Source organism: Coleofasciculus chthonoplastes PCC 7420, assembly GCF_000155555.1.
Classification (GTDB): Bacteria; Cyanobacteriota; Cyanobacteriia; order Cyanobacteriales; family Coleofasciculaceae; genus Coleofasciculus; species Coleofasciculus chthonoplastes_A.
Window position 1 is genome coordinate 326,504 of sequence record NZ_DS989847.1, and the last position, 22,205, is coordinate 348,708.

Here is a 22,205-nt window from a genome sequence, read left to right on the forward strand (position 1 = left end):
TTTTCTCTATGTAACCCTAAATTGCGTATAATTAATTATCGGAAACTATCACATTTGGCAGGGCGAGCAGGGCGAGTCGAGAGCAGTTATAGCGCTACGCGCCAGGGAATAGGCAATAGGCAATAGGCAATAGCACCATTGTAGAGACGCGCCATGGCGCGTCTCTACATAAATGATGTGTCCTAACCGCTATGGCGGTTGCTATACTTAGTGTGCTAAATTGTTAGTTTGATTTGCCCTAATATTGGACAGCAATAGAGCTTAGCGGTGGTTCAAAACTTTATTACCACGGACTTCCAACTAAAGTAAACGCACTCCAATAATAAGGATGAGTGAGTTCCTTTGCTGGCAAATTCGCTAATTCTGGCGGTAAGGCAATCCGACGATTTGGCGTAACTAAATAACCCTCTTCTAATCGCACTTGTCCGCGAATCATGGCTAATTGTGCCTGTCGTAATGCTTCCGCTTTCAGAGGTGATTGCTGTAGTTGTTCATAAAAACCTGTCATTAACCCTAACGTGCCTTCATCACTCACATACCATAAACTTCCTAGGGCAGATTTAACCCCAGCTTGTACCGCTAACCCAGTAAATCCTAACTCCGCTTCTGCGTCTCCTAAAGCCGTCCGACAGGCACTTAATACCATCAGTTCCACAGTGGGATCATGTAATCCCAATTGGCGGATGTCACTCAGTTTGAGTTTACGATCCCAAAACTGAATATAAGAAGAACTGGGTTGACCCGATTTAAATTCACCGTGGGTGGCTAAATGGATAATTCCAAAGGGTTGAGATGCCCTCGCTGTTTTCAAATTAGCGGCGGTAAAGTCTTCATTCAAGAAGGATTTACCCTGCCATAATTGAGTCGCGATCGCGGATAATTCAGTCGGGACAGCCGGTAAGGGGTTTTGATCCGTAAATTGAGACGCACCCATAGCTAAAACCTGCACATCTCTCACATCTCGATAGCGGGTATCAGTGAGCGAAAGACTAGGCATGAAACCGATACTATATTGTTCAATTATAAATTTATCCCCATCATGCAAAACAGCCAGAGGTAAGGAACGCAATCCCTGATCCATAATGAAGGCTAGATTATTAATCTCTTGCGTCTTTAATTCTGTTTCTAAGGGGGCAATTAACCACTGATACAACTGTTGGGCATAACGTTGATAGGGACGAGGAATGTGAGTATCAGTAACAGCGCGGCGCAATTTGTTAGCGGTATCCATTACTTTTTCGCGGGTTGCACCCGGTATCGAGTGGCGTATGAGTTCCCCATTGGCGGTGACGAGGATAATTTGGAGTTGATCACTATCTCGTGAGGGAGACTCCTTGGCTGAAGATTGACTGTCTTGACTGCGAGTTTGGGGCGCTACTGTGGTGGGTACAAAAACGGCGTAGATAAGTGCAGGTTTAGCCCCTGTAGCTTGTTCGATACGATGTAAAGTTGCCCGGGCATCTGCCAGAGTCAAAATGGTAGTATCTTGGAGTCCTAAATAGGTCTCATAGTCACGGGTTAACGATTCCTCCCATTTAGCAACCTGGGTGTCAATTTCGATTTCCGGCGGTTCGTCTTTGTTGGGAGGTAAAGTGGGTTCAGTCAGAGGTTTAAGTAAATTAACAGGATTGATAGGAGGATTGGTTTCATCTGTATCCGGAATCGGTGGAGAATCAACGCTGATAATTTGAATATTGCCCACCTTCTGAGTAAACAGAAAGGATTGAGTGGGGGCAATAGTGAAATCGCCACTGGTAATCGTTCCCCTGGTGCCATTGGTTGTCCCATCACCCACGATGAAGGGAGTAAAACCATTTCCACCATGTCTCAACGTGATAGAATCTCCACCCAATCCCCCAGCCGTAGAGATGCTGGCGCTAATCCCATTCTGGTCAACAAATGTTCCCGTAGCCCGGAAAAATTGACCAGCAGTGATATCAACTTGACCGCCTTGACCATTATTTCCGCCTTGGGCGTTGATCAAGGTCACTTGGATATCACCAATGGGATCTAACGTAACATTTCCCCCATCATTTTGGATACCGCTACTATTAATTGTTCCGGTTGTAATTGCTGTCGCTGCCTCAACTAAAATATCACCGCCACTGAATCCAGAACTGTTGAGATTATTCGTGGTAATTTCTCCATCACGACTGGTTAAAGTAATAGTTGCGCCTTGACCATTTCCACCCGAACTGGTATTAATTTCTCCTGTCATAATATCCCGAACGGCGGTTAGCGTAATCGCTCCCCCATTGCTGTTTTGAGCATGACTATCGAGGATGCCGCTACGAGTATCAATCGACCCGTTACTGGTGAGAGTAATTGCCCGACCGGGATTAATAATTGTACCTGTCGTGATGCGTTGATTTCCTTGTAGTGTAATCGTGGCATCCTGAGTACCCGTTATCGTGAAACCTGTGGTATCAATTGCCCCTGAACCAAAAGGCGATCGCAAAATTACGGGAACCTTAAAGGTGATGTCATCTGCCAACATAATTGTACCCTGATTATCTTCCCCACCAATCACAAGTTGCTCAAATCCATCTTGGAAGAGATTCAGTTTATCAGTATCCAGGTTCCAGATATTACTATTACTATTGGTTGTATCCCCAATTGTTATATTTACAGTCGGGTCAAGGGGAGATAACACCACCGTTCCTGTGCCTTGGACTTGTGGCGTTTGCGGGATATTGGGAGTATCAACGACCCGAATTTCATCAGCAATCAAGGTTGTTGTACTCTCTCCTGTTCCGCTGGCTTGAATAAAACCATCTTGCACATTAATCCCTGCTGCACCATTAGCACCGATTCCCTCTAGGGTGAGAGTTCCGTCTGCGGTTGTCTCCACACCACCCCCTCTTAAATCAATGCCATAGTTATTGTCTCCTGTTCCCTTACCCACACCAATTAGAGTAATCGCACCATCTCTCGCCGTAATTCGAGAAGGATTACTCTGGTTAGGATCTATTTCCTGAATCCTAATTCCGTGATTTTCCGTTATTCCCGCGCCAGCAATTCCCTCAATCGTAATATTACCCTTTCCGGTTACCTCAACAGTAGAACCCCGAAATAGTTCAACCCCATGATTAAATTGATCGGGTTCAGTTCCCCCCTCACCAATAAACTGAATATCCCCATCTCTGGTACTAACTAAACCACCTAAATCAAGTTTGATTCCTTGACTCCCATGCAACGTCCCTTCTCCTCCATTCCCTCCAGTCCCCTCAACAATAATTGTTCCTGTTCCTGTTGACTGGACACTTCCTCCCTGATTACCAATAGAAACTCCATAATGTAAACCATTATCCCCAGAACCCCCAGTGCCGATGAGATGAATGATGCCATCTTGGGAAGACACCGTCGCGTTATTAATCGATATGCCCCAATTTCCTAGAATATCTGGGCTAAAATTCCCGCCGTTTCCTCCTGTACCGTTTAAGGTAATTGTTCCTTGTCCAATTGCTTCTAAACGGCTACCATCAATAATGTGGATACCAGAAATACCCGAGGTAGTATTTTCTTCAGTTCCGCCAATCCCTAGGATTGAAATATGACCTGTACCCGACTCAACTGTCCCTGACGCGATCGCAACCCCAACCTGACTTGGTATAATTCCCCCAGAATCCGTCTGTATCTCTCCCGATGCCGTTACCTCAACCCCAGTTTCCACCGTATTACCCGAACCTGTTAACAACGTCGCTAAATCCAGAGGGTTTGTCGGTAACGCTAAACCCCCATTACTCCTCGGTAACTCCACCTCAAAACTTAACACTTGTCCCGATTGGGAGATTTTCACCAAACGAGAATTCGGCACAGCCGCAATTGTAATCCTTCCCCCGGATGACGTCAGCGTTCCTGTATTCACCACTTGTCCACCCAGTAGTGCTAAATCCCGTCCGGGTTCAACCGCCAATTCACCCGCATTAATAATGATTCCCCCTTGAGATAAATCAAAGGCAAATTGACTGGGTTCTCCGACCAAGTCCTGATAATTATTATCGCCCAATGCATTAAACCAGTTATTGCCAAATCCAATTCCTGTCGCCGTCGTTGCCGTAAAATCAGCCGGGACATTGAGTTGAGCATTCGCCCCAAAAACAATTCCCGCCGGATTCATTAAATATAAATTGGCTGTTCCCCCTGTCACCTGAATCAATCCATCAATAATGGAAGGATTTTCGCCAATCACTCGTCCCAGAATATTTCTCAAATCTGGAGTTGCCAAAAAATTAGCAATTTGCTCTGAATTAATGCCAAACTCTTGAAGACTGTGGAATAAATTCGTCCCATCACTCGACAAACTGCCACCTTGAATATCAAATTGGTTGCCATCTTGGGTGACAGTTGTACCCGTACCGTCATCGGCTGGGGTAATCGGTTGAGCCAACACTGGAGTAGCTGTTACCAGTCTTACCGTTCCAGCTAAGAGAGTCAACAGGCAGATTTTGCACCACTGAGCAGATTTCATCAGGTTAATTGTTTGTTACAAACAGACTGCATTCTATCCCAGTGTTCTTTTTTATTTTTCCTTCAGCAACAAAACTCTAAAAAACGCTAACTTATGTAATCTTGTCGGTTGGTGGAAATAAACTCAACCCTATTAAACGCTGTAAATATTTCTCAAACTCTTACATAAGACAGATGACACAAGACATAAGATGAATGTCACTGACTTAAGGCTGGTGGGCAATGCCCACCCTACTAAAAAACGCTAAAACAGTTTATTATAATGTAACGGTTTTTAAATGAGTTGTGTAATCTTTTATTGCCTATTGCCTATTGCCTGTTCCCTGTTCCCTAATCACTCAAAACCGCTAAATGCAAAATCCCATCGCCCTGATTCACCAATGGATTCTGCGTGTGACCAATAACTAAGCCATCAAAGGGCGCATACGCTTTAATGCTATTCTCACCAAAGGCGTCAGAGATAATACACAAAACTTGCTTTTTGTCAACGCGCTGACCCAATTTAACAGTAAGGCGCAAAATCCCGCTACGGGGCGCTCGTACCCACTTACTTTGCTTAACTTCTAGTGATGGGTGCAACGATTCCGGGAACGTCAACTCAATCATCTTTAACCCCACCATCATTCGTAGAATACCTTCGACACCGATTGCGATCGCATCCGGGTCAAATCGCAACGCCTCACCCCCCTCATACAAGAGGATTGGGATACCTCGCTTCGTCGCGGCTTGGCGCAATGATCCATCCCGCACCGTTGAATGCATCAGCAGGGGTGCAGCAAACGCTTTAGCACAATAATAGGTTTCTGGATCATCTAAATTCGCCCGGATTTGCGGTAAATTCGTGCGATGTTGAGCCGCCGTGTGCAAATCAATCCCATGGGTACAGCGACTCACTATTTCTGTCATAAACAAGTCCGCCAACCGAGAGGCTAAAGAACCACGAGAGGAACCAGGAAACGAACGATTTAAATCTCTGCGATCGGGCAAATAACGGGATTGTTCAATAAAGCCAAAAACATTAACAATTGGCACCGCAATCAGGACACCATGAAGCTGAGATGGATTAATCCGTTCTAAGACTTGGCGAATAATGTCCACCCCATTAATTTCATCGCCATGAATCGCCGCACTCATCCACAGTCGTGGACCCGCCTCCACACCATTAATCACAGTAATTGGTAATGAAAGCAGCGTTTGCGTTGGTAGACGGGCGACCGGAATTTCTGTGCGCTTTCGTTCTCCGGGCGCAATACTAATTCCACCAATTGTTATAGTTTCATGATTCACAGTTGAGTTTTTAATTTTGACCCTTCACTGCGTTTGAGGTAACCGAGTTCGTAGGGGCGGGTTTAGGGACTTACGTTTCGCTATTGATGATATACGTTTGCACAAAACCCGCCCTTTCCAAATGTAGGCGGAGGTTTCACGATTATCATTGCTTCCCTCACCCATAAGTAACTAAACGCGCCCCGACTAACTTTTGCATACAACAAACAAAGGACAAATGACCAATGACATAAGACCCATTAATACTGAATGCGATCGCGCGTTTTTCCGGATGCTGCATTTTTCTGCAAAAACTCAATAATTTTCCCCGCCACATCCACCCCCGTCGCATTTTCAATCCCTTCTAAACCCGGAGACGAGTTAACTTCCATCACCACCGGACCATGATTAGATCGCAACAAATCCACACCCGCCACTCTTAATCCCATCGCTTTCGCCGCCCGTACCGCCGTACTACGTTCCTCTGGAGTTAACTTAATTTGTTCAGCATTACCACCCCGATGCAGATTGGAACGGAATTCCCCCGGTGCGCCTTGTCGCTTCATCGACGCCACCACTTTGTTATCAATCACAAAGCAGCGAATATCCATACCCCCCGCTTCTTTAATAAACTCCTGCACCAAAATATTGGCATCTAAACCGCGAAACGCTTCAATCACCGACTTCGCCGCTTGATGAGTTTCCGCCAAAACCACCCCAATCCCTTGAGTCCCTTCTAGCAATTTAATCACCAGAGGCGCACCGCCCACAATGTCAATTAACCCATCAATATCTTGAGTGGAATGAGCAAACCCTGTCACCGGAAGTCCCACACCTTCACGGGAAAGAATCTGAAGACAGCGTAACTTATCGCGGGAACGAGAAATGGCTTGGGATTCATTCGCCACGAACACCCCCATCACTTCAAATTGGCGCACCACAGCCGTCCCATAAAACGTCTTAGACGCACCGATGCGAGGAATAATCGCATCCAACTCTTCCAAGACTTTCCCCTGATACACCACTTTGGGCTTATGAGACGTAATATTCATATAACAACGCAGGTAATTAATCACCCGCATATCATGACCCCGCGCTTCCCCCGCTTCCTTGAGGCGTCGCGTGGAATATAGCGAAGCATCTTGGGACAAGATAGCTATTTTCATAAAAGGACTATTGAATCATTTGCTTAATTGTGCGCTTCCTGGTTGAACTTTGGACAAAAGACCGACCCGCATCGACTAAAAAGCGTTTGCGAACGGCTTGACGCCCTAACAGCATCCGGAATCCCATGACATCTCGGTTCGTCAGGGTAAGTTCAATCAACCAGCGCTCCCCGTTTAGTTCTACCATAGTTTGGATCACGGGTCGTAACTGGGCGTGACCCCCAGAATTGCGAACCTGTCGTTGGTCAATCAGTTCCGCTTCAGCACAGACGGTGCGATGGGTATCCCGTTGATAGGGATGGACTTTGAACCGAACCATGGTTTTGTCATCCCGCGAGAAAGTTTCGACATCAAAGGCGTGTAAGGCGGAGGAACGCGCCCCGGTGTCAATTTTAGCTTTGATCTGGGCAATTCCTAGATCCGGCAAGGCGACTCGTTCCCGCCAGCCGATAATGGATAAAGATTTGGACATAAAGCACGGCAATACCTGTAGGGGCACGGCATTGCCGTACCCATACCATTGTGTTCTACAACGCCGCCTATCGCCAAAAAAAGCTAAAATTCCCTTGACGAGTCTCAAGGATAAAGCAAAACCATGACAAATGCATCTCCCATCCCCGTGGTTGTCAACGGTGCGGCGGGTAAAATGGGTCGTGAAGTGATTAAGGCGGTCAGTCAAGCCGATGATATGACCTTGATTGGTGCCGTTGATCATAACCCGAACTATATGGGTCAAGATGTTGGCGAAGTCGCAGGTTGTGGTGAATTGGAAATTCCGATTCTGAATGACCTGCAAGCCACACTCGTCATGGCAACTCAGGAGAAGGTGCAAGGGGTGATGGTGGATTTTACCCACCCTGACAGCGTTTATGAGAATGTTCGTACCGCGATCGCCTATGGGGTTCGTCCAGTTGTCGGTACGACGGGACTCAGCAGTGATCAAATCAAAGACTTAGGCGAATTTGCCGAAAAAGCCAGCACAGGTGCTTTAATTATTCCCAATTTTTCCATTGGCATGGTCTTATTGCAACAAGCCGCCATCCAAGCCTCCCACTACTTTGACCACGTTGAAATTATCGAACTCCACCACAATCAAAAAGCCGACGCCCCAAGCGGTACAGCGATTCAAACCGCTCAACAATTAGCCGGACTCGGCAAAACCTATAATCCCGCTAAGGTAGAAGAAACCGAAAAACTGGCGGGGGCGAGGGGAAGTGTCGCCAATGACAACATTCGCATTCACAGTGTTCGCTTACCCGGTTTAATCGCTCACCAAGAAGTCATCTTTGGTGCTACCGGTCAAATCTACACCCTACGTCATGATACCAGCGATCGCTCTTGCTATATGCCAGGGGTCTTGCTTGCCATTCGCCAAGTGACTCAGCTCAAATCTCTCGTCTACGGATTAGATAAGATATTGTAATAAATGACGAATTCCCTATTCCCTATTCCCTATTCCCTCTTCTCTGAACAAATGACCAATGACTAAAACCCATGCTAGTACCACTTACCCGCCAGAGCTTTGAGCAACTCATTCCGGTAATTGCCACAAGTTCCCAGTATGCTTACTACTGGGGAAAATTCCCCGACTTTTTAAAGCGACTACTGATTTCGGTTGTTGCTGTTGTCGTCATCTTGCTCTTAAAATTCCTTTTGGGTGATGGGTTTGATCCCTTGCTCTTTCTCTTAGGTATTATCGCTGGGTTGTACTGGTTTTGGAGTCCTGTCTACTGGGCAAGTCGGCGTAATATTGAGATACGTCGCTATAAATATAGTGGCTTCTGGCAAGGTCGAGTCTTGGATGTCTTCGTCACTGAAGAATTGATTGGGACTGAAGAAAATGTCAACAATCGGGGCGAGTTGGTGATTGTGGAAAATCGGGAGCGACGCCTGAATGTAGAAGTCGGTGACGAGAGCGGATTTACCACACTGCTACAAGTCCCTCTGCGCCGCACTCACAAAGGTATTGTTCCCGGTCAAATTGCCCAGATGGTGGTGATGTCGAATCAGCCGGATTTATCCCGTATTGCTAACAAAAGTGATATTTATATTCCTCGCTTGAATATCTGGGTAAGTGACTATCCTTATGTACAGCGCACTGTGTTTAGTCAAGTTAGTCGCCAGTTAACTCAAGCGGAGGAGGATGATTATCCAGCTAACCGTGTGGTCAAAACTCGGCGTCGTCGGCGTTGAGATGGGGAAGCTGGGGGAGCTGGGGAAGCGGGGGAAGCTGGGGAAGCAGGGGAAGCTGGGGAAGCTGGGGGAGCAGGGGAGGTTTTGGCTGTTCCATGATTTCTGCCAAGCTGTATTAGTCAGGGCGGGTTTAGTTACATCTATCTGGGTAAGGAAAGAAACGATAGTAGTAAAACCCGCCCCTACACACTTGGTTAGGGCGGGTTTTGCCCAAACGTTATCATCAACAGCGAAAAGAGATTCCCTAAACCCGCCCCTACAAAATTGGTCAGGGCGGGTTTTGAACAAACGTTATCATCAATAGTGAAACGTGATTCCCTAAACCCGCCCCTACAACCCATACCCTCGAAGAATTCAACTGACACTGGTACTATCCTGCCCGTATGCCTGCCATGCTAAGTCTACCAGTCCATTCACAATAGCCGCCCCTACAACCGATGAACCTTTGCGCCCTTCGATACGAATATGAGGCACCAAGGAATCTTCAAGTCGGGATTTGGCAACATCTACTTCAACAAATCCTGAAGGTGTGCCAATGACTAAGGCGGGACGGATTTCTTCGGCTTCAATCAGTTCCACCAACGCCGTTAGCGCCGTTTGCGCTTGCCCTACCACAAAAATCCCCTCTGGGTAACGTCGGGCTAGGGTTTGAATTCCCCAAGCCGCCTTCGTCTTTTCTTTTTGCGGGCGGGTGATGGCTTCCATGCTGCAATAGACGGGATTGGCAAAGGTTTCTTGAATGTGAGGCGTAATTCCCACCTGTACCATCGGCACATCAACCACAATCGTAGTCCGAGCCGCTAGCGCCGCCGCACCTGCTTGTAACGCACGTTCGGAAAACCGAATCAGCTTTTGATACTCAAAGTCGGCTGTTGCATAAATCACCCGGCGCACAATTTCGTATTCGGCGGGTGAAAAGGTATGAGCGCCAATTTCGCGATCGATAATTGCCAAACTTTGAGCATCTGTTCCGTGCCATTCCATGGTGTCTCTCAATGCCAACCCGATTTTTGAGCCGTGAAAACTTTAGGACTGACCCTAGGTCAGCTTCCTAGATAGCTTATCAAACTATTCTTACATTCAGTAGACCGAAACGGCTTGCGATCGCGCATTTTGCCTCTGAAAGATAATGTAGCCTGTCATACAAATAAATCCATTGTAGGGGCGACCCACCTGCATCAATTAACACCACCAATCCACTCAATGGGATCGGGTCGCCCTTTCTATAGGGTCAGGTTATCCTCTGCTTGTGATTTGAATCACGAGTAGAGACGTAGACTGATCCATCTCGACATCACCGACGATTACACCAATCGATGCTATGCGAACGGTTTGGTTAAATGGGAACAATAGCGATCCTCAACAATTGTCGATCTAGAGGACATCTTTACCGATTTATGGTGCGAGGTTGGGGAAACCACCTCTTTTTCTGGATGAATCGTAATCTGCTTACACACTAATTGCTGACTTCCGGGACGCACAAACCCCCAGGTATACACTTGGGAATCAGGGGTTGTCGCTTGCGCTGGAGCTAGTCGGATTGTGGTTGGTAATACTAGCCCTAAAATAAATAAAATGACAAGTACGGTTTTCCGCATTTATTTCTCTCAGTTGACTGAGTTCAAATTAATTTTGCTCTCTACTCTTTATTATAAGTAATCGAACAAAATTCAACTTCCTTTACAACTCCAAACGGCAAGGGATAAACTCTAATTTAATTTTTCTCCCATTTCCCCCATCTTTCTTCCCCAGCTCCCCAGACGCGCCATGGCGCGTCTCTACAAGCCTCTCCAGCTTCATCCCTCATCCCTCATCGTCAAAAAAAATCCGTTTTGCTGGAGTTGCGCCAGGGAACGGTTAAGATAGATTTGCGCGATCGTATCTTGGGGATTAATCCTCAAAACCTCTTCAAACCGCTGTTTTGCTTGACCAAAGGCTTGCTTGGCGTAGAGGAATAACCCTTCTTCAAATATTGAGATCGTAGCTAACTTGCCCTCCTTAATCTTGAGCGGATCTCCATCAAACACTTCAAACACCGCTACTGCTTTTGACTTACCCTTAACCTTAACCTGCTCCACAAACCGGAGACTATACTCGGTTGGATTATGTAAACGAGTTAACGTCTGTCCCGAAATTAATAACGACACCTTATACTGTTTCGTTAGTCCCTCCAAACGAGCCGCTAAATTCACATCATCACTAATCACCGTACTATCTATTCGGTGTTTTCCCCCAACTGTACCCAGCATCAACCAGCCAGTATTAATGCCAATACCAATTTTGATGGGGGTATACCCGGATTGCAGACGACATAGATTATACTCATATAACCGTTGAACCATGGCAATTCCGGCTTTAACCGAATCATCAGCAATCCCGCTAAAGAGTGCCATAATCGCATCGCCCATATATTTATCGATAAAGCCTTGATGTTCGATAATCGCTGGTTCCATCCGCTTTAAAAAGGCGTTAATAAATTTGAAATTATCCTGGGGAGTCATTCGTTCTGAGAGAGTGGTGAAATCCCGAATATCTGAAAAAAGGACGGACATTTCCTGCTGAACTTGGTCACCTAATTCTACATCAACCACACTTTCTTTATTTAAAATCTGTAAGAATTGACTGGGGACAAAGCGGGAAAAGGATTGATTCAGTTGGAACAGTTCATTCGTGAACTTGATCCGCTCCGCTTCTGCTTGTTTGCGAGAGGTAATATCTTCCACAAACCCCTGATAATAAAGTGGAGTTCCCGACGCATCATATACAGTGCGAGCATTCTCACTAATCCAAATAATTGTGCCATCTTTGCGACAGATCATCGACTCAAACTCGCACACAACACCATGCTGCTGTATCCCTGTCATAAAGTCCTGACGCCGACGGGGGTCAACGTAGAGTTGATGCTGAATACTGTTCAGAATTGCCATCAATTCTTCGGGGGAACTGTAGCCATAAATGTGGGCTAAAGCGGGGTTAGCACTCAGATAACTGCCATCCAACGCAATCTGAAAGATTCCTTCTTGGGCGTTTTCAAAGATAGAGCGATACTTTTGTTCTGCTTTTACCAGTGCCGCTTCAGCTTCTTTGCGTAAACGTAACTCATTATAGACATCGCTAATATCTCGACCTTCGATAATCAAAAACTCAATACTGCCATTGTCATTAATAATGGGTTTAATCGAAAAATCAATTGTCGCAATGCGTTGTTGTGCGCCTAAAATATCCACTTCATACCGGATAAACTTACCGCTAGCCGCTTGAGCAACGGCGGATTGTAACTGAGCTTGGGTTTCCCTGGAAATAGTCCACCAGTAACAGTCCCAAAACGGTTTTCCTGCCACATCCTCTAAATGCAATTCACCAAAATTTAGGGCAGTTTGGTTGACTTCTAGGACAATTCCGTCAACACTCAGCATTCCCGTCAACTGAAAAGTTTGATTGAAAATCGCCCGAAATTTTAACTCACTAGCACTGAGGGATTTAATCGATTGTTGTAGATCTCGATTTAAACATTTAAGTTTGGCGTTTTGTTCATCTAACTTTTTTGCTTGCAGATAACTATTAACGGCTTCTTTTACCGTCAAACTCAAGTCTGACGCCTGCCATGGCTTAGCGATATAACGATAGAGTTTGGCATACTTAATCGCATTGCCTACGGCTTCAATATCCGCTTGCCCGGTGAGCATAATTTTTAGCGTTTTCGGTGACAACTCATGAACACGCTTTAAGAGTTCATCCCCTTTCATCCCTGGCATGATATGGTCAGAGATAACCAAAAGAATCTCATAGTCATCGCCTAAGAGTTCTTCAACTAACTCTAATGCCTCTTCTCCCGCTTCGGCAATTTCGATCAGGTAATTCTTGCCAATCGCTTCCTTAAGCTCGACTTTTAGACTTCTGAGTACTGTTTTCTCATCATCGACACAAATAATTACCGGTTTAGTCATAGTAGATTGCCCGTAGGGTTACGCCGCAGTCACAAGGATTTTGGATGGGGTTGAAATCATCGGATTGAGTGGGTAATTTTCCAATTAGTACGTTATAGTTGAGATAATCCTAATTTAATGGCTTCCACTAATTCCGCTTCTGACCAGGGTTTGTATAAGCAGTGATGCAGCTTTGCTTGCTGTTTTGCGCGTTCAATCGCCTCCTCATCCGCTTGACCTGTCAGCAGGATTTTAATGATATGGGGGAATTTATCATGCACCTGAACCAGAAACTCATCCCCTTTCATTCCCGGCATTAACCAATCCGACACAATCAGAATAATACTGACATTTTCTTCCACAAGTTCATCTATTAATTCTAACGCTTCATCAGCCGCTTCTGCCAGTTCATAGGTATAAGCATCACCAAAAGCTTCTTTGAGTTGAGTCTTGAGACTTTTAAGCACAGATTTTTCATCATCAACACACAAAATAACGGGTTTAGTCATTGGTTATTTGTCCTTTGTTATTGGTCATTTGTCATTTGTCATTTGTCATTCGTCATTTGTTCGATAAAGTCCGTTTGACATTTTTTAGTAACCCAACCTACTTGAACTGCCGTCTCTAGCCTTCCGCTGTCCGAAAAGGCAATGAAACAGTAAAAGTAGTTTTACCTGGAATGGATTCAACGTCAATTTTACCCTGATGCTTTTCAATGATCTTTTTCACAATATCGAGTCCTAATCCACTTCCTTCTCCGGCTGACTTGGTTGTAAAAAATGGCTGAAATATCTTCGCTTGAATTTCTGGAGGGATTCCCTTACCACTATCGGTAATGCTAACGTTTATCTGTTGGTCTTGCTGCTTGACATTAAGGGTTAATGTGCCTTTATTATCCATTGCCTGTAATGCATTGTGAATCAGATTCGTCCAGACTTGATTCAGTTCATCCGCATAACATAATATCGGTGGTAACTCGTCGTAGTTGCGGATGACATTAATTCCATGTTTGAGTTGATTCTGATACAGGGTTAGCACAGTTTCAATACCTGCGGTTAGGTTTGCCGGAATCATTACCCCCGACTCGTCATAACGGGAGTATGTTTTTAAGGCAAACACGACTTTAGAGGCTCGTTCAGTTGCGGTGTTGATGGTTTGAGTTCCCCGTTGTAATCCCGATAATTTGTACGCTATTTCTAAGAGGTGCAAACTATCGGGACGTTTCAGTATAGGGAAAAAGTCTTCAATATTTTCATAAATCCCCATATCAACCAAAGTATCGGCTAGGGTATCCGCATCCTGAATGTCTTCCGCATCTAATTGGCGAACTAAGACTCGCCGCCGTTTGCGTTCTTCTTTCGCGGTTAAATCCGATTCGTTTTGGAGTGAACGTTGCAACATTTTCAGAAAATCGTGTCCTTCTTCTGGCGATAAGGATTGAAACAGCGTGGGTAATTGTTCCAGGGTTTGACTTAAAAACTTAGAAATATTTCCGGCGGAGGAACGAATCGCCCCCAAGGGTGTATTAATTTCATGGGCAATCCCAGCAATTAATTGTCCCAAGGCTGCCATCTTTTCCGATTGAATCAGTTCATCTTGGGTAGCTTTGAGAGAGTCGAGGGTATTTTTTAACTCTTGGGTGCGGGCGGCAACATTTTGTTCTAGAGTGTTATAAAGTCGGGCATTGTCGATCGCGATCGCGGCTTGTCCAGATAGGATTTGTAACACTTCCAGCCTGTCTGGAGTAAAGGCGTCTGTAGCCAGGTTATTTTCCAGATAAACGATACCACTGAGTTGACCTTGATTCAGTAGCGGCGCACACAAAACGGATTGGGTTTGATCGGCTTGAATATAAGGATCGTTGGTAAACTTGCCAAGTTTAGCCGCATTGGTTTGAACGACGGTTTCTTGGGTATGGGTGACATAGTTAATAATCGAGAGAGGGAGGTGATTTTCTAAGGGTAGAGATTGCAACACGGTGACGTGATTTGTTTCCACATTTAGCGACGCCTCAATCACCCATTCTCCCGATTGATTTAAAATCAAAACTCCCGTTTGCGCTCCTGTATTTTCGATTAAAATTTTCATCAACGCCGCCAGTAACTTATTCAGGGCAATTTCACTACCAATGGCTTGAGATGCTTTCATCAGTGTGGCAAAATCTAACAGCGAAGCCGACTGATTTCTCTGAGACACACTACTCACCGTCGTGCGGCTGTCTGTAAGAAAACTGACGGGAGACGATGGCGCAAAAAGCTGGGAATATTGGGCTTCTAAATCTCTAACTTTTGCCGTCGCCCCCCAGCGGGTGTAAGTATAATGTGCCTCTTTAATATACGTATCAGCAACCTTGTCCATCCCCCTATTCTGATAAAACATGGCAGCTAAATTATAGGCTAAGGCTTCCTCTTGAATATAACCATTATCCCTCGCCCCGTTAATCGCTTGTTCATACCATTCCATCGCTGTCATCACTTCCCCCAAAACTCGCGCTTTTTCAGCGGCGACTAAATCCAGTTTATGCTGCTGATTCATCGCACCATGGTTTGCCCAGATCTGCATTTTTTCTTGATTAGCGTTAACCCGGTTAATCAACGCCTGTTTATCCGTTAGTGTGGCTTCAGGTAAAAGGGCGAGATGGGCAAGAGAATCATAAAAATAGAAGATTGGAATTACGATCATTGCCGTAACTCCATTTAAATATTGTTCCGCTAAAACTGCATTTTCTACCGCTTGCTCAACCTCACCAAAGAGATAACAGAGAATCAGCTTATTTAAATAGAATAAATGCAGTTCTGTTCGGTCATTCGCCGCCAGCGCCCGGGGTAAGGATATCACTTCATTATATGCCTTACCCATTAACTGGGTGGGATTTTCTCCTTGATCCTGTAAATTCTGCACCGCCTGTAAAAAAATCGCCGTCCAATTAAATGGACTTTCCCGGCGAATTTGCCGCACCGCCTGATTATAGGTAGCAATTTCTTGTTCCACCTGCGTTAGTTCCACCCCACTAAAATAGAGATGATCGCAGGTATAAAAGGCACAATACCCAGCAAACTCAAAATCCCCCGTTTCCACGCCACTGTGATAACCCTCAATTAAAATAGGCAGGGTTTGACTAAAATGCTCTTTCCAATGCAAGATATGAGCGCCCAGCACCTCAAATACCTTACATTTGACTTGCTGGGTATTAAGCCGATTCACTAAACTCAGCGCCAATTTACCAAATTGATATCCCGCCTCAAAATTGTGCTGACGATCTAATAAAATAAATCCATAACAGGCATAGCCAAATGCTGACAACGGCGCGTTCCCATGCTTAACCGATAACTGTACCATTGATGAGGCAATCAGGACAAAAAGATCGGGTGCGGCGATATAAGCAGCAGCGATTAAATTGGAGAGAATTAGCATAGCGGCTAGGGGTTCAGCGGCGGCCATTTCTGGTAGGTTAATTAAGTCTTCAATTTCATGTCCCGCCAATAGGGTAGCCGTTTCATCTAGTCCAGTTTGCCACTCTGCCCTGCTGGGTTCCTCAGGTAAATTGATTCCCAATAAATTCAGCACTTGCAGTCCAATATGAATCGCTTCCTTGAGATTATTTTGCGACGCGATCGCTTGAATCTTAACTTCATACACATTGACTTTTTCCAGCACAGTTTGAGCATGGGCAAAGAGAATCTCAGTCAATTCCTCCATAACCGTAAACTTGCCACCTAAATAGGCAGCTTGGGCGGCTTCTTCATATAAGGCTAAGGTTAAGTCATAGTCCCATTGCCAACTGTCTGCACCCAGCAGTTCTCGTCCCACAGTTAAATAGTTTAGCGCGGCACCATAAGCGGCTGATCCTTTGGCTTTTTGACCCGCGATTAAATTTAATTGGGCGATTTGATGGCGTTCAGCTTGACTAATTTCTCCTGATGTGTAATCCCAAGTATCACCAATTCCTTGATTCAGATGATCAACGATTGCAAATATTTTATTTGATAAGGTTTCCGAGTCAGCACTCTGCCAAAGTAGGCGACCAATTTGTAAGTGAACCGCTTTCTTTTGGCACTCATCAATTAAAGCATACGCCGCTTGTTGTACTCGGTCATGCAGGAATTTATACTCGTGAACCAGCAAGTCTGGATTGAGTTCCGAAAGGGGTACGATTAATTCCGATTGAACCGCTGTGACTAAGTTCGCGAAAATCACATCCTCTGGTTGTTCACAGACAATTGCCAGCGTTAATAAGTTGAAATTAGCACCGATACAGGCAGCTAACTGTAAGACATTCTGGGTTGAATCCGGCAGTTTTTTTAACCGATTCGTCATCAACTCGACGACGTTATCGGTAATGTTTTTCCCCTTGATTTTATTAATATCCCACTGCCATTGATGATTTTGCAGATTGAAAGTGATTAACTTTTCCGCATAGAGATTCCTTAAAAACTGATTCACGAAAAATGGATTACCTGCCGTTTTACTCATCACCAGTTCAGCTAAATGCTGGGCAGATTCGGGTGAGGATTTTAAGGTGTCACAAATAATTTGGCGAATATGGTCTAATTTCAAAGGCGATAAGGTAATACAGTTAACTGTCGCGCCTTGTTTTTGTAATCCATCTACTGTCATCATTAACGGATGAGTAGAGTTGACTTCATTATCCCGATAAGCACCGATTAAAAATAGATAATGGATCTCGCTATCGGTCATAATCAGTTGAATTAACTTCAGCGTCGCCAAATCTACCCACTGCAAATCATCGAGAAACATCACCAAGGGATGTTCGGGTGAGCAAAATGCCCGCATGAACTTGCGAAAGACAATATTAAACCGATTTTGGGCTTCTTGTGACCCTAATTCTGGCACCGCAGGCTGTTGACCGACAATTCGTTCCACTTCCGGGATAACATCAATAATCACTTGACCATTTGCCCCCAAAGCGACTAATAATTTTTCTCGCCATTGATTGAGTTGGGCTTCGCTTTCGGTTAAAATTTGCTGCACCAATTCCTTAAAAGCGTTGACAATTGCTGAGTAGGGAACATTGCGTTGAAACTGGTCAAATTTGCCGGAAATAAAGTAGCCGCGTAGTCGCGTATTTGGTTTATGAATTTCGGCAACTAAACAGGATTTACCAATACCGGAATACCCCGCCACCAGCATCATCTCGATGGGGGGATGAGACGTGGGGAGTGAACCATCGACGGAAGAATCTGCCGATTTCTGAATGTCCTGATCCTCTCGATTCGCCACCCGATCAAAGGCAGCGAGTAAGGTGTCCACTTCCGCCTCTCGCCCATAAAGTTTTTGGGGAATGTGGAAGTGTTCAGAGATATCTTGAGAACCCAGCGGAAAGTCTTTAATTGTTCCCGTTTCGGCTAATTGTCTCTGACAGTTTTGCAAATCAGCTACCAGTCCCCAAGCACTTTGATACCGTTCTTCAGCCGTTTTTGCCATCAGTTTCATGACAATATTAGAAACGGTTAGCGGAATGGGTTTCAGAGGTTTTGCCGGAACGTCTCTACGCGCTTTTTCATGCACAATATGGAGAGGTGTCGGGACTTTGGCAATATGACAATGGACTAATTCTATGGCATCTTTTGTCTCAAAGGGTAGCGTTCCAGTTAGGAGTTCATAGAAGGTGACACCTAGGGAATAAAAGTCGGTGCGATAGTCGAGAGAACGATTCATTCGCCCTGTTTGTTCCGGGGAAATATAGGCTAATGTTCCTTCTAAGACATGAGGATTTTTGAGTGCCGTATTTTCGCGGGTAAGCTGGGTGGAGATGCCAAAGTCAATGATTTTAAGTTGTCCGGTTTCGGGGTTGAAGACAATATTGCTGGGGTTAATATCTTTGTGAATGACATCAACGGCGTGAATCTGGGCGAGAATTTCGGCTATTTTGATGGCAATGTTGAGAAAGTCCCATAGAGGTAGAGGTGAGGAGAGTTTTGTTGGCTGACTCATCCACTGTTTTAAGGATTCACCGCCAAAATCCTCTAAGATGATCACTAAGGTTCTCTGATAGGGTTGGATATTATACGCTTTAACTACGCCATCAATCGCCAGATTGTGCGTAATTTCATACTCTTGTCGATATCGAGTTAACTCTTGTGGAGTGGGATAGTCTTGTTTGAGAAGTTTGAGGATGACGGGTTGGTGTTCCCCTTCCTGAATACCGCGATAAACTAAGGTGTTGGCACTTTCGTAGAGTTGGGACAAAATGCGGTAGTTAGCAATTTTTAAGGTCGTGTTATTCGTCATACGTTGTCGGACTAGGAAATTCAGATAAGAGCGTTTACAAAAACAATATGATATGGTAATAATCGAGCCATCGCCCCAGAAATTTAGCCGTCGAACCGAAAAATCTGGGCGCGAATGGGATTCTATGAGTTTTCCTGGGGAGTAGGCGAACGCCTTTCCTATTCACCAACTCTGGTTAATGACACCCGAAAATGAAGCCTTCTATTTGGCATAGCAAATAGGGGCTACAGAGAGCGATCGCGAAACCCACCTGGCAAAGGTAACGGTAAATGACACCCGAAAATGAAGCGTTAGCGTGGCTTACCTTTATTTAACACATACAGTTTTATGTAATTATACTCTATGAAGACTTATTAGATGCTTAAATCAAGCTTAATTTTATTTGTTTATGTCATACATTTATATGACTTGTAATACAGCCATTGTGAACTCTTGTCTGTCCAGATGTCAGATATTGCATCTGCACTAAGCTGTCATGAATTTAAATTGGGTATTAGTCGCGAGCAAGATGCTTAGTCGCGAGCAAGATGCTCGCACTACATACAAGATGCTCGCACTACATACAAGATGCTCGCACTACATACAAGGATGAGAGCCATTATTCATTAATACCAAGTTGCGTTCTATCATGTCTAGGAAGAGCGAAGCGTGAAGCTTTCGCTATAGCGAGGAACGAGATACGAGAATCTGGACAGATGCGCGAGCGTCATTCCGTTTCACTGCATTCTGCTCAGAATGACAGATTCTACCTTAGACTGCAACTTGGTATAAGGTTTAAATGCAGAACCGCTTAGCTTCCCTGTCACCTAAAGTAAAAGGTAGAAGACTGAAGGTAGAAAATAGAAGCTTTATTACTGCTACGCGGTCGTTTCATCCGTTAAACTTGTCCTAACCTTTAGGGTGACAGTTATAAATCGAAACCATTGTGATCAACTGAATGTGGATAACCAATTTGCACCGTTTTCTCACAGGTACAACGAAGTTTTACTTTATTGTTTGGTTGACGCTAAGTCTACTAATTGCCACACTTTACGGCACGTTAGCCTTTCAACCCGCCTTCAGCAGCGAGTACGTGGTGCAGGATGATGCGAGACAGCATATCTTCTGGATGCGGCGATTTTTAGATCCAGAGTTATTTCCGAATGATATCATTGCCGATTATTTCCAATCGGTTGCACCGTTAGGATATCGCGCCCTGTATCATTTCATGGCAGGAATTGGGATTGATCCGATTGTTTTGAGTAAAATTTTGCCTCTGGTTTTGGGATTAATTACCACAGGTTACTGTTTTGGCGTGGCGTTGCAATTATTACCCATACCTCTGACTGGATTTATCGCCTCTGTACTGCTGAATCAAAATCTGTGGATGCAGGATGGGTTAATATCGGGAACACCCAAGGCGTTTATCTATCCGATCCTGTTGGCGTTTTTGTATTATGGGATGCGCCAGTCACTAATAGGCACAGGAATCGCGATCGCGCTGTTAGGATTATTCTATCCCTCATTAGTGCTAGTCTGCGCGGCGTTTCTGATTTTGCAGTTATGGCGGTTTAACCGGAAATTTCCCTCTGTGTCTCATCATCGCCGCGATTATGTATTCTGTTTCACGGGTTTGGCGGTGGCGTTTGCGGTGTTATTACCCTACAGGATGAGTTTGTCAGAATTTGCCCCAGTAATCACGGCTGTACAAGCCAAAGGTTTACCGGATTTCTTATCTCAAGGGCGAACCAGCTTTTTTGTCAACGATGCTTGGTCATTCTGGTTTAATGGACGCAGTGGTATCCGCATTGATACCGCATTAGCGCCGCCTCTGAGTTATTTGGGTTTGCTATTACCTGTTGTGTTATGCTTTCCCTCTCGCTTTCCCCTCGCCAAGCAGGTAACTGGGAAGATGGGAGTCTTAGGCAAGTTCTTATTGGCGTCAGCTATCTTATTTTTAGCCGCCCATGCCCTGCTGTTCAAACTGCACCTACCCAGCCGTTATACTCAGCATAGCTTACGGATTGCGATCGCGCTGGCGGCGGCAATCGTTATTACTCTAATCTTAGACGCAGTGTTCGCGTGTAGAGACGCGCCATGGCGCATCTCTACGGTCAAATTGGGATCAGTTTTGGCATTAGCTTTAACCAGTTTAATCGGAATTACTCTTGTGGGATATCCTCACTTGGTTCTGAATACCTTTCCCTGGACGGCTTATATTAGTGGCAATGTGCCGACGTTATATGAATTTTTTCAACAGCAACCGAAGGACATTAAAATTGCATCATTAGTGGAAGAAGCGAATAATTTACCCACGTTTGCTCAACGGTCAATTTTAGTTGGTCGCGAATATGCAATTCCCTATCATTGGGGCTATTATCGCCAATTTCGCCAGCGGATGTCGGATTTAATTGAAGCACAATATAGTCCAGATTTGGCGATTGTCCAGGAGTTTATCCAAACATACGGGATTGATTTTTTGCTGCTACCGACTACACCGTTAACCGCCGAATCGATTGCGAATGATTCTTGGTTGATGCAGTACCAACCTGCGGCAAATCAAGCCATCGCTAAACTTGAAGCGGGAAAACAACCTGTTTTGGATTTGTTGAGAACTGATTGTGCCGTTTGGGAAACGCCGGGATTGATGGTTTTAGAGGCAGAGTGTATTTTACAATAAATTTTAATAGGGCGGTTGAAACCGCAGCTACACAAACAAAACCCGCCTTCGCGGGTTCCAAAAGTCTTAATTTTTCTCGATTTCCGCGTTAACTTTAGATTTTATGTAGGGTGGGCAAGATCTATAAACCTTAAATCTTTATATTATCAAGATGTGAAAGTTGTGGCGATGCCTGTTGTATTGTCAGGGGAGAAAGTATTGCCCGGGTTTAGTTTAGAAATTCTGTAGGGGCGGGTTTAGGGATTCAATAAATAATATCACCAATAACTTTTC

Annotated in this window: 12 protein-coding genes; 3 read left to right on the forward strand and 9 right to left on the reverse strand. The window is 44.9% G+C overall.

Features of this window, described 5'->3' with window-relative positions; translation table 11 throughout:
- Positions 1-283 precede the first annotated feature (283 nt).
- The 4 genes from MC7420_RS36150 to MC7420_RS12145 all read right to left on the reverse strand — a co-directional run bounded on the left by MC7420_RS36150 (position 284) and on the right by MC7420_RS12145 (position 7,374).
- On the reverse strand, positions 284-4,471 hold the full coding sequence (locus tag MC7420_RS36150) for a CHAT domain-containing protein (protein ID WP_083798993.1): 4,188 nt from the start codon (positions 4,469-4,471) through the stop codon (positions 284-286).
- Positions 4,472-4,800: 329 nt separating this feature from the next.
- Positions 4,801-5,757 carry a succinylglutamate desuccinylase/aspartoacylase family protein gene (locus tag MC7420_RS12135; protein ID WP_006100498.1) on the reverse strand — a complete coding sequence of 319 codons (957 nt, stop codon included), beginning with the start codon at positions 5,755-5,757 and terminating at the stop codon, positions 4,801-4,803.
- Positions 5,758-5,996: 239 nt separating this feature from the next.
- Positions 5,997-6,902 carry a 30S ribosomal protein S6--L-glutamate ligase gene (gene rimK, locus MC7420_RS12140; protein ID WP_044206699.1) on the reverse strand — a complete coding sequence of 302 codons (906 nt, stop codon included), beginning with the start codon at positions 6,900-6,902 and terminating at the stop codon, positions 5,997-5,999.
- A 7-nt stretch (positions 6,903-6,909) separates the two neighbouring features.
- Positions 6,910-7,374 carry an ATP-dependent zinc protease family protein gene (locus MC7420_RS12145; RefSeq protein ID WP_006100567.1) on the reverse strand — a complete coding sequence of 155 codons (465 nt, stop codon included), beginning with the start codon at positions 7,372-7,374 and terminating at the stop codon, positions 6,910-6,912.
- Between the two features lie 123 nt (positions 7,375-7,497).
- On the opposite strand from MC7420_RS12145, the gene dapB reads away from it, so the two are divergent.
- Both dapB and MC7420_RS12155 read left to right on the forward strand, forming a co-directional pair.
- Positions 7,498-8,325 carry a 4-hydroxy-tetrahydrodipicolinate reductase gene (gene dapB, locus MC7420_RS12150; RefSeq protein WP_006100377.1) on the forward strand — a complete coding sequence of 276 codons (828 nt, stop codon included), beginning with the start codon at positions 7,498-7,500 and terminating at the stop codon, positions 8,323-8,325.
- A 71-nt stretch (positions 8,326-8,396) separates the two neighbouring features.
- Complete coding sequence (locus MC7420_RS12155) at positions 8,397-9,095, forward strand: hypothetical protein (RefSeq protein WP_006100384.1); 699 nt, start codon at positions 8,397-8,399, stop codon at positions 9,093-9,095.
- Between the two features lie 354 nt (positions 9,096-9,449).
- Here the strand turns inward: MC7420_RS12155 and MC7420_RS12165 are convergent, their stop codons facing one another.
- The 5 genes from MC7420_RS12165 to MC7420_RS12185 form a co-directional block, all read right to left on the reverse strand.
- A complete protein-coding gene (locus MC7420_RS12165) occupies positions 9,450-10,079 on the reverse strand; it encodes a precorrin-8X methylmutase (protein ID WP_006100452.1) in 630 nt (209 codons plus the stop codon).
- Positions 10,080-10,414: 335 nt separating this feature from the next.
- Positions 10,415-10,693 (reverse strand): hypothetical protein, encoded by a 279-nt coding sequence (locus tag MC7420_RS12170; protein ID WP_044206702.1) that lies wholly within the window; start codon positions 10,691-10,693, stop codon positions 10,415-10,417.
- A gap of 198 nt (positions 10,694-10,891) precedes the next feature.
- Positions 10,892-13,042 carry a PAS domain S-box protein gene (locus MC7420_RS12175; protein WP_006100468.1) on the reverse strand — a complete coding sequence of 717 codons (2,151 nt, stop codon included), beginning with the start codon at positions 13,040-13,042 and terminating at the stop codon, positions 10,892-10,894.
- 92 nt (positions 13,043-13,134) lie between these two features.
- A complete protein-coding gene (locus tag MC7420_RS12180) occupies positions 13,135-13,530 on the reverse strand; it encodes a response regulator (protein ID WP_006100424.1) in 396 nt (131 codons plus the stop codon).
- A gap of 115 nt (positions 13,531-13,645) precedes the next feature.
- The gene (locus tag MC7420_RS12185; protein ID WP_006100393.1) at positions 13,646-19,273 is read right to left on the reverse strand and encodes a trifunctional serine/threonine-protein kinase/ATP-binding protein/sensor histidine kinase; all 5,628 of its coding nucleotides are present in this window, start codon (positions 19,271-19,273) and stop codon (positions 13,646-13,648) included.
- A 937-nt stretch (positions 19,274-20,210) separates the two neighbouring features.
- On the opposite strand from MC7420_RS12185, the gene MC7420_RS12190 reads away from it, so the two are divergent.
- Positions 20,211-21,932: a hypothetical protein gene (locus MC7420_RS12190; RefSeq protein WP_052307462.1), complete on the forward strand. Its 1,722-nt coding sequence runs from the start codon at positions 20,211-20,213 to the stop codon at positions 21,930-21,932.
- Positions 21,933-22,205: the final 273 nt, after the last annotated feature.

Bases quoted from the DNA above. Each gene is read 5' to 3' on its own strand.
- rimK (WP_044206699.1), bottom strand. From the start codon at position 6,902: ATGAAAATAGCTATCTTGTCCCAAGATGCTTCGCTATATTCCACGCGA.
- MC7420_RS12145 (WP_006100567.1), bottom strand. From the start codon at position 7,374: ATGTCCAAATCTTTATCCATTATCGGCTGGCGGGAACGAGTCGCCTTG.
- MC7420_RS12190 (WP_052307462.1), top strand. From the start codon at position 20,211: ATGTGGATAACCAATTTGCACCGTTTTCTCACAGGTACAACGAAGTTT.
- MC7420_RS12165 (WP_006100452.1), bottom strand. From the start codon at position 10,079: ATGGAATGGCACGGAACAGATGCTCAAAGTTTGGCAATTATCGATCGC.
- MC7420_RS12180 (WP_006100424.1), bottom strand. From the start codon at position 13,530: ATGACTAAACCCGTTATTTTGTGTGTTGATGATGAAAAATCTGTGCTT.
- dapB (WP_006100377.1), top strand. From the start codon at position 7,498: ATGACAAATGCATCTCCCATCCCCGTGGTTGTCAACGGTGCGGCGGGT.
- MC7420_RS12185 (WP_006100393.1), bottom strand. From the start codon at position 19,273: ATGACGAATAACACGACCTTAAAAATTGCTAACTACCGCATTTTGTCC.
- MC7420_RS12175 (WP_006100468.1), bottom strand. From the start codon at position 13,042: ATGACTAAACCGGTAATTATTTGTGTCGATGATGAGAAAACAGTACTC.
- MC7420_RS36150 (WP_083798993.1), bottom strand. From the start codon at position 4,471: ATGAAATCTGCTCAGTGGTGCAAAATCTGCCTGTTGACTCTCTTAGCT.
- MC7420_RS12155 (WP_006100384.1), top strand. From the start codon at position 8,397: ATGCTAGTACCACTTACCCGCCAGAGCTTTGAGCAACTCATTCCGGTA.
- MC7420_RS12170 (WP_044206702.1), bottom strand. From the start codon at position 10,693: ATGCGGAAAACCGTACTTGTCATTTTATTTATTTTAGGGCTAGTATTA.